This window comes from Pedobacter sp. TM02, assembly GCF_059705275.1.
Genome location: NZ_AP046530.1, coordinates 505,246 through 522,532, shown reverse-complemented (window position 1 = coordinate 522,532; position 17,287 = coordinate 505,246). Strand labels below are relative to the sequence as shown.

General features: G+C 45.2%; 13 protein-coding genes. 7 read left to right on the top strand and 6 right to left on the bottom strand.

Going from position 1 to position 17,287, the window contains the following annotated elements:
• Positions 1–18: 18 nt before the first annotated feature.
• The 4 genes from AC6H1S_RS02265 to AC6H1S_RS02250 form a co-directional block, all read right to left on the bottom strand.
• Positions 19–624 (bottom strand): DUF998 domain-containing protein, encoded by a 606-nt coding sequence (locus AC6H1S_RS02265; RefSeq protein WP_497564978.1) that lies wholly within the window; start codon positions 622–624, stop codon positions 19–21.
• Positions 625–635: 11 nt separating this feature from the next.
• A complete protein-coding gene (locus AC6H1S_RS02260; protein WP_497564977.1) occupies positions 636–3,080 on the bottom strand; it encodes a TonB-dependent receptor domain-containing protein in 2,445 nt (814 codons plus the stop codon).
• 394 nt (positions 3,081–3,474) lie between these two features.
• Positions 3,475–5,049, bottom strand: coding sequence for a PspC domain-containing protein (locus AC6H1S_RS02255; RefSeq protein WP_497564976.1), 1,575 nt, complete (start codon positions 5,047–5,049; stop codon positions 3,475–3,477).
• A 71-nt stretch (positions 5,050–5,120) separates the two neighbouring features.
• Complete coding sequence (locus tag AC6H1S_RS02250; RefSeq protein ID WP_497564975.1) at positions 5,121–5,456, bottom strand: PadR family transcriptional regulator; 336 nt, start codon at positions 5,454–5,456, stop codon at positions 5,121–5,123.
• A gap of 266 nt (positions 5,457–5,722) precedes the next feature.
• Between AC6H1S_RS02250 and AC6H1S_RS02245 the strand changes: the two genes are divergently transcribed.
• Entirely contained in the window at positions 5,723–7,168 is a 1,446-nt protein-coding gene (locus tag AC6H1S_RS02245) for an amino acid permease (RefSeq protein WP_497564974.1), read from the top strand.
• Positions 7,169–7,316: 148 nt separating this feature from the next.
• Positions 7,317–7,478, top strand: coding sequence for a hypothetical protein (locus AC6H1S_RS02240; protein ID WP_497564973.1), 162 nt, complete (start codon positions 7,317–7,319; stop codon positions 7,476–7,478).
• Positions 7,479–7,528: 50 nt separating this feature from the next.
• Here the strand turns inward: AC6H1S_RS02240 and AC6H1S_RS02235 are convergent, their stop codons facing one another.
• Positions 7,529–8,668, bottom strand: coding sequence for a putative sensor domain DACNV-containing protein (locus AC6H1S_RS02235; protein WP_199140675.1), 1,140 nt, complete (start codon positions 8,666–8,668; stop codon positions 7,529–7,531).
• Positions 8,669–8,916: 248 nt separating this feature from the next.
• Between AC6H1S_RS02235 and AC6H1S_RS02230 the strand changes: the two genes are divergently transcribed.
• From AC6H1S_RS02230 to AC6H1S_RS02220, 3 genes are all read left to right on the top strand, one after another.
• Positions 8,917–9,633 carry a pirin family protein gene (locus AC6H1S_RS02230; RefSeq protein WP_199140676.1) on the top strand — a complete coding sequence of 239 codons (717 nt, stop codon included), beginning with the start codon at positions 8,917–8,919 and terminating at the stop codon, positions 9,631–9,633.
• A 131-nt stretch (positions 9,634–9,764) separates the two neighbouring features.
• On the top strand, positions 9,765–10,067 hold the full coding sequence (locus AC6H1S_RS02225; protein WP_497564972.1) for a hypothetical protein: 303 nt from the start codon (positions 9,765–9,767) through the stop codon (positions 10,065–10,067).
• A 371-nt stretch (positions 10,068–10,438) separates the two neighbouring features.
• On the top strand, positions 10,439–10,906 hold the full coding sequence (locus tag AC6H1S_RS02220; protein WP_199140678.1) for a hypothetical protein: 468 nt from the start codon (positions 10,439–10,441) through the stop codon (positions 10,904–10,906).
• 140 nt (positions 10,907–11,046) lie between these two features.
• Here the strand turns inward: AC6H1S_RS02220 and AC6H1S_RS02215 are convergent, their stop codons facing one another.
• Positions 11,047–12,795 carry a M61 family metallopeptidase gene (locus tag AC6H1S_RS02215; RefSeq protein WP_497564971.1) on the bottom strand — a complete coding sequence of 583 codons (1,749 nt, stop codon included), beginning with the start codon at positions 12,793–12,795 and terminating at the stop codon, positions 11,047–11,049.
• Positions 12,796–13,003: 208 nt separating this feature from the next.
• Between AC6H1S_RS02215 and AC6H1S_RS02210 the strand changes: the two genes are divergently transcribed.
• Both AC6H1S_RS02210 and AC6H1S_RS02205 read left to right on the top strand, forming a co-directional pair.
• Entirely contained in the window at positions 13,004–14,113 is a 1,110-nt protein-coding gene (locus tag AC6H1S_RS02210; RefSeq protein ID WP_497564970.1) for an efflux RND transporter periplasmic adaptor subunit, read from the top strand.
• A complete protein-coding gene (locus tag AC6H1S_RS02205) occupies positions 14,110–17,223 on the top strand; it encodes an efflux RND transporter permease subunit (RefSeq protein WP_497564969.1) in 3,114 nt (1,037 codons plus the stop codon). The genes AC6H1S_RS02210 and AC6H1S_RS02205 overlap by 4 nt, the downstream gene beginning before the upstream one ends.
• Positions 17,224–17,287 lie beyond the last annotated feature (64 nt).

The following is a 17,287-nucleotide window of genomic DNA, read 5'->3' as shown; positions in this document are numbered from 1 at the left end:
ATATTAAATAATTAAACATTAGTCGTTAATAGCCGGAACATAATTATATTTAGCATTGAGTAATTTGATAAAGCTGAAGGCCATGGACACAAACCACATGGACCAGCCCAGGTGAAAAAAACGTTGTACCAGACCTGGAAAATGCTGTTGAAACGAAGGAACAAAGCGCAGAAAAATCAAGGCCATCATCAAAAAACTTAGCAACGACAGCTTTCTCAGGTTTTGCAGCTGCCGTGACTTCCAAAGCAACACGCTTAGCCATGCTCCGATAAAAAGCAACAAGGGCACAAAACCAATTACCTCATGCCATGGATGTCCGAGATGGAAAATGGATGTCCAGGCGAACATGATTGCACAGGCAGGCGTAGCCAAAATAGGCACAATGCTTACTTCCATCTCCGTGCAAACACGCCATAAGCCTACAACGAAGCATAGGGCCATCACTGCACAACACAGCATGGCAATGGCCATAAAGCTTTCCGAATTTGCACCAATGGCACCCAGTTCGCTTACGGTATGCACAAAGGGATTATAGTTGCCGTGCAGTTCGCCGGCAATGGCCATGCTTACCCAAAACACGAAGGGCATAATGAGACCTAGGTAAAGTAGTTTTTTGGTTTTCATGATTTTTCAGGTTAATTGGCCCTATTCTTCAAATCGTCGGTGGCGGTGTTGCGGTTACGGGCCGATTTTACATTCTGGTTTCCAAAATTATAGCTGAGACTAAACGATGCCCTACGGCTGGTATAGCGGTTTACTACCTGCAGGTTTACATTCTGATATTGGAGCTTGCCTTCCCAATGGTTGGTCAGAAAAATATCGTCTACACTCAACCTGAGCTTCATCTTTTTGTTCAGCAACGATTTTTGTACGCCTGCATTCAAGGCATATTGGTAAATTGTGGTTTGTTCTACCCCAGATACGCGTGGCGAATTGAGCCAAAAGTTAAGCTCTAGACTAAAGTTGTTGGGCAGCATAAACGATTGTGTCGTATTGAAGCTATAAGCCACCTTGCTCGCGTTGTACTGGGCGCCTTCTAAATTGTTGTCGCTAAACTTATTGTAGAAAACATTAAGGTTTTGCTGCGTATTCCAGAATTTGGCTAGGCGAATAGGTACATACAAATTGACCGAGTAATTCTGTGCCCTCCCCAGGTTTGCCCTGATTACATTTACAATACGGGTTGCCTCGTCTTGCTGGCTGATCTGCGTAATCATATCATGGGTATCAGAGTAGTTAAAAGACAGTGAATATTCCTTATAACTGTAGCCCAACTCAAAATTGTTGGTAAACTGCGGCTTTAAATAAGGATTGCCCTGATCAAGCGCATATGGATCCATGTAAAACACAAATGGATTGAGCTGCTGGTAATTCGGGCGGTCTACCCTACGGCTGTAAGAATACCTGATGTTGTTGTCTTTGTTTATTTTCTGGTTCACAAATACCGTTGGAAACAAAGACAAATAGTTTCTGTCCACTACTTTGTTTTCGGTTATCGAATTGCCGTTTGAATGGGTATGCTCGGCCCTTAAGCCCAATTGCACTTGAAACACCTTCCATTCTTTCGCCACATTGGCGTAGGCAGCATTGATATTTTCCTTATATACAAAATCGTTAGAGCGTCCGAGGTTATTTTGCCAATTGCCGTTTACAAATTCTTCGGCCAGCAGGTTATTATGGGTAATAACATGGCTACTCTTCAGGCCTGCTTCAAATTTAAAGGTTTTAGAGATCGGCAACGTGAGGTCGGATTTCAGGGCATAAACATCAATGTTGGCGTCGGTGGTATTTCTCAACCCGGTGGTCTTGTTCACTTGTCCGGCACCATTCAGGTATTTCGCATCGAAAACTTCGTTCTTTTTGTTGCTGAAACCTGCATAGTCGGCATCGAAAGTCAGGCTTGCCTCTTTGCCAAAATCGTGCTTGATGTTAAAATTGGCGGTCAGATTGCTCGCCGGCGATTTTGAAATTGCCTGCTGGCTTACCGAGTTTGAAGTGCTTGTACCATTTTGCAATTCCTGGATATAGGTATTGCTCAAGTTGCCCAAATTGGTGCTTATGGTATTGGCATCAACCATCACGCCGATTACGGTTTTTTCAGACACATAGTAATCTGCGCCTAGCTTTCCGGTATAGCCCACCCCGTGGTTGTTGCGGTCAAAATTCTGGTCGAAAGCACTCGAAAGTCCATTTGACAAGGTGTTGCGGTTAACCCTGATGTTGTTGAAGTTGGTTCTGCGCATAAAACCCGCATTGCCAAAGATGTTCCACTTGTCAACACGGTGGTTCAGGTTGAGAAATACTCCTGCCCTGTACAAATCGCTTGGCGAACCGGGCATCAAACCTTGGCCACCATTAAACGAAACACTGCCATTGGTACCAAAAAACTTATTTCTTTTGAGCTTGATATTGATAATACCCGCATTGCCAGCCGCATCGTATTTGGATGATGGATTGGTAATGAGTTCGATGGTCGAAATCTGGTCGCTGCTCATGTTGCTCAGCAAGGTAGTAACGTCGGCACCCGAAAGCACGTTGGGTTTTCCGTCTATCATCACCGTAATACCGGTTTTATTGTTCAGCTTGATTTGGTCGTTCTGCCTATCGATGGTTACGCCAGGGGCTTTTTCGAGCACTTCGAGGGCTGTACCGCCCGTAGCCACGATGCTGTTTTCTACATTGAGCACCGTTTTGTCTATTTTATGCTCCACAAATGGCTTCCTGGTTTCGATAGTTACCTCTTTAAGCTGCTTGGTTAGTCCTTCCATTTTAATGGCGGGCAGCTTTACATCGGCATCGGCTACTGTAAAACGTTCTGTTTTGGTGGCTTTGTAGCCTACCAGCTGTACGGCAAGCAAGTAGTTTCCAGATTTTACCTGTTCGAAGGCAAAATTGCCATCAAAATCGGTCTGCACTGTTTTGAGGGTGGCCGTATCAGGAAAATGGAGCAGTTTAACCAAGGCATAAGGTACCGCCTCTGCTTTTTCGTCGGTAACCTTACCTGTAATTTTACTGTTTTTTTGGGCAAAAGAAGTCCCGTACGCCAATAGACAGGCTATCAGCACAATTAATTTTTTCATAATGTCTAGGGATTATATGCTCGGTAGAGCTTAATTCATCTGTTTTTTTTCATGAGCGCCAATGCCACCTTTGAAGTGGTTGGCGGATTAAAAATTTTGTCTAAATACGTTTAATAACTTTTTACTTTCAACAGGCTTCCGCCCATTATGGCTTGGTTAATCCGGCAAAACCAAAGCTCTTTTCTTTATCAAACCAGTCTCAAAACCCAATGCCTACGGTTGCATTTCGCAGGATAAACCGGCCTAAGCTTATCCCGTTCAGCATCCCTCATTCATTTTATTTTTCAACTGTACTAGTTAAATAATACACTAAGTTATTAATACAGAAAATAGATTCCAAATTTTAAGACAACTAATTTGCAAAACCTAGCTTCATGGCTATTTTATGGAGCTTTTACAGCTCGCTTTTGCACTTCAGTCCCTCTTCGGTCATCACCCATTCTTTGTATTCGCCCTGTTTATCTTCATCGGCATTGCAAGAGAAATAATAGAATTGCAGCATATAGATATTGTCGTTTACCAACAGGTGGGTTCCAACCGGCACCTTGAGGGTGATGTGCAATTCCTGGTTTCTCCAAATGCTTTCTTTTTTCAGCTGCAGCCTCGGACTAAGCACGAGCAGCGAATCTGTTTGTGTGTATTTGTAATCAATATTCTGTGCATTTTTCAACGCCATAGAAAAGGTTTTGCCCTGCGATTCGTAAGTCTGTATCATGCTGGTTTTGCCATTGTCGCTTTTTACGATTTCCAAATGCACATTTCGGGGGATGCGAAAAGGATGGTCTTCGTCGTTGTCTACCACTACCCTGTCGCCAAAATCGTCTTTGCCGATGTGGTAGGCCAAGCTATCCTCCTTGCTAAAAATCATGCTCCTGTCTACGTCGATACGGTAGGTTGGGTAGCTTTTAAGCGAAGTGGTACGCACCAATTCGGCATGCTCCTGAAACTCGGCCGAAATTTTGGCGCCATAATAAATCGTTGTAGAAACACCCACCAGCCAAATGATCAATAAGGCAAACGACAGGGTTTTGTTGATGGTGGTTTTGTTAAAGGCAACACGGATAGAGAAAAGTACCAACGCCAAAATCGGGATAAACAAACTTATAAAAGCAGCGAAAACAAGGGTATCCCTGTAGCTTTCGTTAATGATCGAGAAAGGGAAATAATCATAGGCATCCCAAAAACCCAACAAGGCAGCCAAGCAAGCGATTAGGCCGATCATAGCACCAAAACCGAAAACAATCATCAACCCGGCAATAAGCTTAAAGATGGCTTTGGCACTTCCGTTGAGGAAACGGCGTATCGCATCCAGAAATTCGGTAATTAAACTGCCCGAACGCTTCATCATCGGCTTAAAGTGTTTTTCGCCAGTCGATTTCATGTTGGCCGCAAAAGCAGCCATTTCTTCTTCAAAATTCCGCTGATAGCCATACAAATTGGTCGCTTCTCCTTTCATTTCCATTTTTTCGGATCTGGAAACCGCTCTCGGAATGGCAATCCACAAAATGAGGTAAGCCAAAATGCCCGCACCGCCAATAAAAATAGACAAGAAAGCCACCAGCCTGATCCAGCGTGCCTCGATGTTCATGTAATGGCCCAAGCCCGAACACACACCGGCAATCATGGCATCTTCCATGTCGCGATACAATTTTTTATCGCCGGTAAAACTAAAAGTCTGATTGGCCTGTGGCATTTCCTCTTCTTCGTTTTGGAAATCCTGCACGCGACCCATCTGCGCAATCACGCCTTCAACGTCGGCCATTTCAACTACCTGCTTTTGCGAAGTTGTCAAAATCTCGGTCAGCATTTCGGCAATACGGTTTTCGATATCGGTTACAATCTCAAAATCGTCGGCGTTTTTGGCAAAGTGTTGTTTAATTTCGTTCAGGTAGGTGGTAAGCACCTCGTAGGCATCTTCTTCGATGTGGATAATGGAATTTCCTATATTGATGATCAGTGTCTTTTTCATGTTTGTTTATTTTAATTTTGAATGATTGAATTTTGAATGGTCTTCGATAATTCTTTCATTCTCTCATTCAATTATTTTGTGGCCCCGTTTTGCGATGTAGTGATGGCATAGGCCAGCTCTTGCCAGGTGGTGTCGAGTTGCTTCAGGATTTCGCGGCCTTCCGGCGTAAGCACATAATATTTGCGCGGTGGCCCAGATGTCGACTCTACCCAGTTGTAGCCCAGCAGTCCATTATTTTTTAAACGGGTAAGCAAAGGATATAAAGTACCCTCTACCACCAACAGTTTTGCCTGTTTCAGTTCGGCGATAATATCGGAGGCATAAATCTCACCTCGCGATATGATTAAAAGCACACAGTATTCGAGTATGCCTTTTCGCATTTGGGTTTGCGTATTTTCTGCTATCATAATACAAAGATATATGCTTTATACAGTATTATGCAATACATAGTACTATAAAAATTCAAAAATATTTTTTAAAACACTGATATACAATGAATTAATTTTTATTAATTCTTTACCATAGCTTGCCAAAGCTTTAAAAACCCAGCCAATAACACCAAATAAAATACCGAACCGATCATTAAACCCATGTCATTTCCGAATAATATTTTAAGACTACTATTTTAGTAGTATTTATTTTGCTACCTTTGCGCCTTCAAAACCCAGATAGCATGTTCAAAAAATCGATAGCCGCCATCAAGGCCGAAGTTGCCGAAAGTTCGGAAGCCTCGTTAAAAAGAAGCCTTGGCCCCTTTCAACTGGTGCTGATTGGCATTGGGCTTACGCTTGGCGCCGGCCTATTCTCTATTACTGGCTTGGCCGCTGCCAACTATGCAGGTCCGGCCGTAACCTTGTCATTTGTAATCGCCGCATTGGGTTGCGGGTTTGCCGCCTTGTGCTATGCCGAATTTGCTTCGATGATTCCCGTGGCCGGAAGTGCCTACACTTATGCCTATGCCACCATGGGCGAATGGTTTGCCTGGATTATTGGCTGGGATCTGGTGCTCGAATATTCGGTTGGCTGTGCCACCGTTGCCATCAGCTGGTCGCAGTACCTGGTTAAGTTTCTGGCTTCCTATCATATCTATTTACCCGCGCAGTTTACGCTCTCGCCCTTTGAAACCGCCAAATTGAGCGACGGCACCATTGTACACGGCCTGATTAACCTACCAGCCGCCTTGGTGGTGATCTTGATGACACTCGTGGTGATCAGGGGTACCAAAGGCTCGGCAGTGGTGAACGCCATTATCGTATTTTTAAAAGTAGGCGTGGTCTTGGTTTTTATTGCTTTGGGCTGGAATTACATCAATCCTGCTAATTATCACCCTTACATCCCACAAAACACCGGCGAATTTGGCCATTTTGGCTGGAGTGGTGTTTTGCGTGCTGCCGGACTGGTGTTTTTTGTTTTTATTGGCTTTGATGCGGTGGCTGCTTCTGCCCAGGAAACCAAAAATCCTAAACGCGATTTGCCGATCGGCATTATCGGTTCGTTGGTAGCCTGTACGGTGTTGTTTGGGCTTTTTGGGCACGTAATGACCGGATTGGCCAATTACAAGGAGTTTGCCAACAGCGGTGCACCAGTAGCTCTCGCCATCGAAAAAACGCCATATTCGTGGTTAAGCCAGGCTATTATTTTAGCCATTTTAATCGGCTATACTTCGGTAATCCTGGTCGATTTGATGGCCCAATCGCGCATGTTTTATGCCATTAGCCGCGACGGACTTTTGCCAAAGGCTTTTTCTAAACTTCATCCCAAATTCAAAACGCCATATCAATCCAACATCCTGCTTTGTGCGTTTATTGGCTTGTTTGCGGCATTTGTACCATTAAATGTGGTAGGCGAAATGACCAGTATCGGTACCCTATTGGCGTTTTTAATGGTTTGTGCGGGCATTTTGATCCTCCGCAAAACCAATCCTGATGCCGAGCGGCCGTTTAAGGTACCGTTGGTGCCCTTGGTTCCGATCTTGGGTATCCTGGTTTGCTTGGCCATGATGGCTTTTATGCCTTGGGAAACCTGGCTGAGACTGGTGGTTTGGTTGGCTATTGGCTTGGTTATTTACCTGTTATACGGAAAAAAGAACAGCCTGCTCAGGAAATCGTTTAATAAATAGTACAGCTCGAAAAGGGTTTGAGGCAAGACTTAATAAGATAAGCAGGCTATTTTAAGGTTCAAAACAACACTTATCCACATCTTAACAACCTGGGGCGCTGTGGCTCAAGTTTTGTGTTAATGAGTTTGTTCCTTAATTATGTTGACTTATGATTATCAAACTTCAACTCCCGGCCACAGCAACAGCGACTAGACAGCAAGTATCAAAAGCTGTTGAGCAACCTACCCGTAAAGATAGAGTTAAGGCAGATCGTATAGTTATTGCAATTATTTATCTTTTGGGAATAATCGGCGCAGCCGTATTTGCTTAGCGTCTTTCAATAGACCATATATAAATCTGGCTTTCCTGCGGCAACCAAAACTACAACAACAGCGTATCAATACGGTGGGCCTGTACCATATTTAAGGTTGGCGACCAGCTGAAAATGGTAAAATGGCCATCTTGCGAGGCTACCAAGGCCAAAGCATTACGCTGGTCGTAAATAAACTGTGCGGCCGAAAGATGTCGGGTTCCTCCAATTTTTGCGGGATGCACGGTTACCGCATCGCCACCGGCAATAGGTTCCGAATACGATAATTCCTGAATATGGCCACTGCTGTTGGCCCTACCCGTTTTGGCACCAAAAGCCAGCAATTCGTAATCGTCGCTGATGATGGTAGCGCCATCTACCGCCGTAAGGCCCGACAAGTGATCGATTTCTCTTTTCAATGCGCTCTGCCAAAAGATTTCGCTGGCATTGCGATCTTTATTGGTAAGGTCGGCCAGGCCACGGTAGGGAGGCTTAAGTGCATAGCCCATGGGATGGATTACCGACTGCTCCCAGTCTTTGGTACCTTTTGGAACGACCAAGATGGCACCGCCACGTGCATGTGCCCGCATAGAAACAGCCAGCTGGATCAGGATATTGGCGGCATCGTTCCAATAAGAGTGTGCGGTTAAATCGAGCAGCGACAAGAGCATAGTCGGGCAATCGGCACTGGTGGCACTTTTTTCTTCTACAACTTTAATCTGATCGCCCTTAAGTACTGCCACGTTGGTGTATTTGCCAAAACCGTAAATACGCCGATGTTTGATCACCAATAGGCCAGGTTCTGATACATCAACCACAAAGCAGTAATTGGGTATATTGAGCGTTGTACCCCAAATATGCAGGCTATAGCCATCGTGCCATACGCCGATGTGGATACCGCTTCGCTCAACACCTGGCGCCATTTTGGTAAGGATATTGGCATTTAACGGCAGCGTTTGATGAAACAGCAACGGTTTGCTGGCCTGCTCTGGGGGCAAAAAAGCAATGGATATTTTTGGTGAATGTCCTTCCTCCTTGCGCAAACTCGACCAAAAGGCCGCATCGAGAATGGCCTCGATGACCCTCGCGGGTGGCTGTGGTGCCAAATCGACTTCGCCCTTGGCGCTGGCTTCTGCCAAATGTTTGGCGAAATGCGCCTCTATTTGCGGGGCTACCAGTTTTGCGGCCTGATATGTTGCTCTATTTACCATGTTACTAAGTTAAGTGTTTTAGTTCTGGATTTTCACCTGGCGAAAGTTGGCCAAAAGTAAATTTCTCGGGCAGGAAATTCTTGCAGATGGCTTAGCTGTGAGATTGTCAAACCGTTACTTGTTGAATTGTCCAAATGCCCAACCATTTAACAATGTCCACATAAAACCGTACTATCACCTTTCTTATCCTACATCAAGAGCCGGGCGCACCAATAGACTTATCTTTGTATCAACAAGTTTTAACAATTATGGCACAAACAGTATTGCACAAAGCCAACACCCGAGGGGTGGCAGATCATGGCTGGTTAAAAAGTTATCAAAGTTTCAGCTTTGCTGGATATTATAATCCTGAACGCATCCACTTCGGCGCCTTGCGCGTGCTGAACGACGATATCGTTACCGGGGGCATGGGTTTCGGCGAGCATCCGCACGACAACATGGAAATTATTTCTATTCCGCTTGAAGGAGAGCTGCAACACAAGGATAGCATGGGCAATGTGGCCACCATTAAAGCTGGCGAAATCCAGGTAATGAGCGCCGGAACCGGAATTTACCACTCTGAATACAACCCAGATGCTACCCATCCGGCCAAGTTTTTACAAATCTGGCTTTTTCCGAACACAAGAAATGTAACGCCTAGGTACGACCAGATTGTGCTGGACAAAACCGAACGCAAAAACGAGTTTGTACAGATTTTATCGCCAAATGCTGACGACGCGGGTGTTTGGATCTATCAAAATGCCTGGTTTAACCTGGCCACTTTTGAAGCCGGCCACAGCAAAGCCTATCCGATGCACGGCAAAGGCAACGGCCTATACATTTTCGTATTGGAAGGAGAATTGGAAGTGGAAGGCCAAAAATTAGAAACAAGAGACGGTTTCGGTGTTTGGGATACCGATTCTGTAAATATAAAAGCTATTGGAGAAGCTAAATTCTTGTTAATGGAAGTTCCGATGGAGTTCTAATCAGAAATCGGGGGTCTCGACAACAGACTCCCGATTTTTGTTTTGAGCAATTTTCCATGCCCTCCCGAGATAATGCCTAAATGCAGGGTGGATTAACACTCACAAACTCAGCAATAAAACAATCAAAGAAAATGCATACTATAGAAATCGTAGTCATCGGCACCAACAAACCCATCATGCAAACCATTGCCCGGCTGATCGACCAAAACGAAGAGTGGAAGGCCAAACTGGCTTATTCTGTGACCGAAGCCTTAAACATCTGTCTGCAGGAAAGCATCAAACTGGTACTCATTGGCGCCGGAATAACCGAGGAAGAAATAGACAGGCTTAAGCTCGAGTTGGCCAACCAACGCCCCCACTTACCCATCATTAAGCATTATGGCGGTGGCAGTGGCTTGTTGTTTGCCGAAATTCATCAGGGGTTGGGAAGTTAAAGCCCTAGGGTTCTCTACCCTAAATAATGGTCAATCGCCTTGGCAAATTAATGATAAGCGGCATACAGACGGCCACATTGCTCCTTCATGGACAACCCGCCCCAGATCGGTTTTGCCCTGACCTACCTCAAGCCATCCTTTGTGGCAAGCCAACACTTTCAATTCATTGCGATTGCACATCGTTGCCGTAACTTTTCGAAGCTCGCACAAAGGATCCAAGAATCTTATTTTTATTGCCTGCCTTCAGAAAAATGGTTCTTCATTTTCCCCTCAAAAACCACCAATTTTCAAATATTTTACATAAATCAAACACAACGGCACAAAACTTGTTAGGTAGTTAAAAACTATTTATAAAAATTAAATCATTAGTTATGAAAAAATTACTTTTTACTTTAATTGCAGGCGCAGCACTTTTAACGACAGGCTTGAATGCACAAGCTCAAGCTTACAAAACTGGTGCAGGTTTGGGCATCGATTTTGGCAATGGCGCTACCATGGTTGGTCCTTCAATTAAACACTTCTTCAACCAAAATAGTGCAATTGAAGGTGATGTTTTATTTGGCGGAAGTTCTACTTTGATCCAAGCATTTTATCAATACAATGCACCAATTAAAGGTGCTCCAGGCCTACAATGGTATTTAGGCGGTGGCCCAGGCATTAACTTGTACGATGGTGGCTCTACTTTTATGATCCGTCCGATGGTAGGTTTAGACTACAGAATTTCTGGTGCACCAATCGGTTTCAACTTCGACTGGAGACCAGCTTTGCAATTTTATGATGGTGGCAACAACTTCGAAGCCGGAAGATTTGGCCTAGGTATTAAATACATCTTCAAATAAGAAGATCATGTATAAAAAAAGCCCCGAGCGATATGCTCGGGGCTTTTTTATGTTTATTGGTTTGCTGGCTCATTAGTTCATTGATTTATTAGGCAATCAACTATGGGTTGCGAACCGAAAACCAATTACCATTGAACTGTCTATATGCCCATCCATTTTTTGCGAACGGCCAACTGTTGTGGCGTTGCATCTTCTTTGATGGTAGTTTTAAACCTAACGGCATCGTTATTGGTTAGGGTTACGGTCAGGTCTTGTTTCAAACCATCTCTTACAATACTCACTTTTACCGTTTCGCCCACTTTCTTGCTCGAAATTTGGGTCATTCTTTCTACCAAGGCTTCGGCAGGTACATCATCAATAGCAACGATTTCGTCGTTTACGTTTACACCGCCATTCCAGGCACCCGAACCACGCGCCACACCTGTTACGATAACTTTACCGGTAGCCCTGCTGGTTGTTGCACCAAAGTAAGGAATGCTTTTGCCTTCGTTTTCGTTCACAATATCGATACCGGCATAGCCGAAATATTTGGCAAACTCGATCGCGTCTGTGCCATTTACATATTTGGCCCAGAAATTAGTGAAGTTCATGCCACTGATTTTCTCTACCATCGCCTTGAATTCGGCATCGGTATAACCACGTTTCAAGGTTTTGCATTGCAAATACATTGCTTTCATCACATCGTCGAGGCTTTTGGCGCCTTTAGTGGCATTGGCAATTTCCAAATCCATCAATAAACCTACTACTTCGCCTTTGCTGTAGTAAGAGATGAAAGTATTGCGCGAGTTTTCGTTCGGACGGTAGGCACCGTTGATCCAGGCATCGAAACTCGACGCGGCCGCCGACATCAATTTAGAGCCTGGCGTATTCATTACCGTACCTACTGCACCAGCCAAGCCGTTTACGAATCCATCTTGCGGGGTAAAGCCTGCTCTTAGCATAAACTTGTTCTCGTAGTACGAAGTAAATCCTTCGGCAACCCACAGATTGGTGGTATAGTTTTCGTTGTCGTAATCGAATGGCCCTAAAGCAATTGGGCGCAATCTTTTGACGTTCCACAAATGGTGATACTCGTGCGCTACCAATCCTAAGAAACCATTATAGCCCCTAGGCGTACCATAGGCATTGCGTGATGCGCCTAAAACAGTTGAGTTTAGGTGCTCTAAACCGCCACCACCTTGTTGGTAGTTGTGCACGATGAAAGTATAGTGTTTATTCGGATTTTCGCCGTACACCGCCGTAGCCTGTTCTACAATTTTGGCCATGTCTACTTTCAGGCGCTCCTTGTCGTAATTGCCGCCACCGTACATGGCTACTTCATGCCTTACGCCAGCCGCATTAAATTCGAATACATCCTGGTTACCCACTTCAATCGGGCTATCGAACAAAATATCAAAGTCAGGCGCGGTATAGGTGAACTTTTGACCCGGAACCGGCTCCAATCCGGTACTTACCTTATCCCATTTGCCAAAAGGAATAATCTTAACCGTACTTGGCGTCTTGATCATCCCGGCAGGATACATAAAAATATTGGCCGACGAAAGGAAGGCATGCGAAGCATCGATAAATGCCGTACGCACCGAAATTTCGAATGCATAAACCCTATAATTGATTTTTACGGCATTGGCTTTGGCATTGAAAATCCTCCAGGTATTTTTGGTTACTTTTTCTACCTTAACGGCTTTGCCGTTGGCGGTTGCACCAAAGCTTTCTACGCTTTTGGCAAACTCGCGCACCAAATAAGAACCTGGGGTCCATACCGGCATTTTTACATCGACATAGCTTTTCGACGCAATGCCCGATAGGTTCATTTCTACTTCCGCATAATGTGCCTGCGGCTCTTTGAAGCTTACTTCAAAGTTTATTTTTACTTGTGATTTGGCTGCCATAGTAATAGATAGGAGTATGACTAATCCGAAAATTGATTTATTCATTACTGTTATTTAATGATAGTTGAAAGTTTAAGGACAAATTTAAAATTTCTAAGTTTTTAAAGGCATATATTTATGTAATAAGCTGTAACATACTTAGTACATCAAATGATTAGAAAAACAAATAAATATTTTTGTACGTTAACCCATTGGATTAAACACACGCATGAAAATCAGGTATATCATCTACATCCTCTTAGCCATAGGCTTGGCCTATTTGGTTTATTATAGAATTTCTGAAAACAAAAAAATCGCGGCCGAAGGCAATGGGGCCAAGGCTGGTGGCGGCCCAGGCGGCAAGAACGGCAAAGGAGGCAAAGGCGCTCCACCATTGGCTGTAGAGGGCGTAGTGGTGCAAACCGCCAGATTTGACAATGACCTCGAAATTACGGGAAGCATAGAACCCAACGAATCGGTTGTACTGCGTGGCGAGGTATCGGGCTTGGTAACCGGCATCTATTTTAAGGAAGGCAGCCATGTAAGCAAAGGCGCTTTGCTGGTTAAAATAAACGACAGGGATATTCAGGCACAACTGAAAGATGCCCTAACCAAGGAAAAGCTTTCGGCCACCAACGAGAACAGGGCCAAGCAACTGTTGGCCAAAGGCGCCATCAGTCAGGAAGAATACGACACTTCGTTAGCCGACCTGCAATCGCTAAAAGCACAAACCCAACTGATCAGGGCGCAGTTGGCTAAAACTTCGATTTTGGCACCTTTTAGTGGCCAAGTTGGCTTAAGGTCTATTTCTGTGGGCGAATACCTGACCCCATCAACCACCATTGCCAATTTGGTAAGTACCAATCCGGTAAAAATCACCTTCTCCATTCCAGAAAAATATGCTGGGCAAATCAATCAAAATGCCAACATTGATTTCCACATAGACGGTTCGCACCAAACCTTTAAGGCCAAGATATTTGCCTTAGAGCCGGGCATTAACCAAGCAACCCGTACGCTACAAATCAAAGCCCTGGCACCCAATGCCGACGGCAAGCTTTTGCCGGGCTCGTTTGCCAAGGTTAAACTGGCATTGGCGACCATTAACGATGCCATTTTGATCCCGAGCGAAGCCATTATTCCGGTGCTGAACGGAAAAACCGTTTACATCAGCAAAAACGGATTGGCACAACAGGTAAAAGTAGAAGCAGGCAACCGCACTGCCGAGCGCGTACAGATCACTTCGGGCCTCAACGTAGGCGACACCGTATTGACCACAGGCGCCATGGCCCTTAAACCTAAATCTCCGGTAAAAGTTAAACTGGTAAAAGCTAAGTCATGAGTATTTCGACCACCAGTATCAAACGTCCGGTTCTTGCCATTGTAATGAACCTGGTCATTATCCTGTTCGGGGTAATTGGCTATAACTTTCTGGGCGTACGCGAGTACCCGTCTATCGATCCGGCCATTGTTTCGGTGCGTACTTCCTATCCGGGAGCCAACGCCGACATCATCGAATCGCAAATTACCGAACCTCTGGAAAAATCAATCAATGCCATCGACGGTATTCGCAATATTTCTTCTTCCAGCAACCAGGGAACGAGCAACATTACCATCGAGTTTAACCTCGACAAAAACATAGACGAAGCGGCCAACGATGTGCGCGATAAAGTGTCGCAGGCGGCCAGAAGCTTGCCAAAAGACATAGACGGCTTGCCGATCGTGAGCAAGGCTGATGCCAATTCGGATGCGATCATTTCGATGACCATCCAAAGCGACAAGCGTGGGGTAACCGACCTGAGCGATTTTGCCGAAAACGTAATCGCCGACCGCATCCAAACCATTCCGGGTGTAAGCAGCGTACAAATCCAGGGGCAGCGCAAGTACGCCATGCGTATCCGTATCGACCCTACCAAACTGGCTTCTTATGGCCTGACTTCGCAGGATATTGTAACGGCACTTGACCGCGAAAACGTAGAATTGCCATCGGGAAAACTGACCGGAGCCACTACCGAGCTGATTGTAAAAACACTGGGCAAGCTCACCACGGCCGACGAGTTTAACAACCTGATCCTTTCTAGCGACAGCAACAATGTAGTGAAGCTACAGGATGTGGCCTTTGCCGAAGTGGGTTCTGAAAACGAGGAAACCGTTTTACGCGAATCGGGCAAACCCATGGTGGCTATTGGTATTATTCCGCAGCCCGGCGCTAACTACCTCGACATTAGCAAGGAGTTTTATAAACGTTTTGCCAAACTGGAACAGGACGTACCTCAGGATATTAAGCTCAAGGTAGCACTTGATACGACCCTCTTTATCAAACGTTCGGTAACCGAAGTGGCCGAAACCATTTTGCTTTCGCTGGTCTTGGTAATTTTGATCATTTACCTGTTTTTTAGGGATTGGGCTATTGCCTTCAGGCCATTGATCGATATTCCGGTATCGCTCATTGCCACGTTCTTTATCATGTACATTTTCGGCTTCTCCATTAACGTACTTACGCTTTTGGCCATTGTACTGGCAACGGGCCTGGTGGTTGACGATGGCATTGTGGTAACCGAGAACATCTTTAAAAAGGTGGAGGAAGGCCTATCGCCAATCGAAGCGGCCATTAAAGGCTCGAACGAGATTTTCTTTGCGGTAATTTCCATCTCCATTACCCTGGCCGCGGTATTTTTGCCGGTAATTTTCTTACAAGGCTTTGTGGGGCGGCTTTTCCGCGAGTTTGGGGTGGTTATTGGCGCGGCCGTACTCATATCGGCCTTCGTATCATTAACCTTAACCCCGATGCTGAATGCCTATCTGATGAAAAAAGGAGGCCACACGCCATCGAGGTTTTACAACTTTACAGAGCCTTATTTTGTGAAGCTGAACGAAAGCTACAAGGACAACCTGAACAAGTTCTTGAACAGGCGCTGGATTGCCGTACCGCTGATTTTGATCTGTATGGGGCTGATTTTCCTTTTCTGGAAACTATTGCCGAAAGAAACTGCTCCTTACGACGACAGAAGTGCCATCAACTTGAACGTAACTACGCCAGAAGGTGCTTCTTTTGCCTACACCGACCGTTTTATCTCAAAGCTGAACACAATGATTATTGATTCGGTTCCCGAGAAGAACGTGTTGATTACCATTACCTCGCCAGGTTTTGGCGGAGCTGGCTCTACAAATTCGGGGTTCATGCGCATGGGCCTGATCGACCCCGACAAACGAGAGAGAAGCCAAAAAGACATTGCTGATAAGCTGACCAAAGCCACCAAAAAATATACCGAAGGCAAGGTAACCGTTACGCAGCAACCTACCATTTCTGTGGGCCGCAGAGGCGGTTTGCCCATCAGCTATATTATTCAGGCGCAAAACTTTGAGAAGCTGCGCGAAAAAGTGCCTCAGTTTATGGACGAGGTTGCTAAAGACCCTACTTTTACCACTTCAGATGTTAACCTGAAATTCAACAAACCCGAAATAGACCTTACTATTGACCGCGATAAGGCCAAAAACTTGGGCGTTTCTATTGTTGACATTGCCCAAACCCTGCAATTGGGGCTTAGTGGCCAGCGTTTCTCTTATTTCTTTATGAACGGCAAGCAATATCAGGTAATCGGCCAGTTTGATGTGAGCGACCGCAAGGAACCGCTCGACCTGAGTTCGGTGTATGTAAGAAACGACAAGGGGCAGCTTATCCAATTAGACAACCTGGTCACAGCCAAGGAAGAAAGCAGTCCGCCACAATTATACCGTAACAACCGTTTCATTTCGGCTACGGTGTCGGCAGGTTTATCGCCGGGCAAAAGCATTGGCGATGGCATTGCGGCCATGGACAGGATTGCAGCTAAAGTGCTCGACGAAAGCTTCTCTACCGATTTAAGTGGCGAATCGAGGGATTTTCAGGAGAGTTCTTCCAACACCCTTTTCGCGTTCGGCTTGGCCTTATTGTTGGTTTATCTGATCCTTTCGGCACAGTTCGAGAGCTTCAAAGACCCCATCATCATTATCCTTACAGTGCCAATGGCGGTAGCTGGTGCATTTTTATCCCTATGGCTGTGCGGACAAAGCTGGAATATCTTCAGCCAAATCGGTACCATCATGCTGATTGGCTTGGTAACCAAAAACGGCATTTTGATTGTAGAATTTGCCAACCAGCTTAAAGAACAGGGCAAATCGGTACACGACGCCATTAGAGAGGCAGCGGTTTCGAGGTTAAGGCCAATTTTGATGACCAGTATGGCTATTGCCATTGGTGCATTGCCTATTGCCATGGCCTTGGGCGCGGCGGCCAAAAGCCGGATGAGTATGGGTACTGTAATTATTGGTGGTACTTTGTTTTCGTTGATCTTGACCTTGTTCGTTATTCCGGCCATTTATTCGTACTGGTCTAAAGAACACCAGGAAAATACCGAGTTAAAAGAATCTTTAAACGCCGCGCTGGCCGACGAAGGCCAAGACAAAAAATAAGGAGAGCATGAAGGGAAGGAATAAAAGCCATTCAATCGTTCCAAACCCGATCATTCAAAATTTA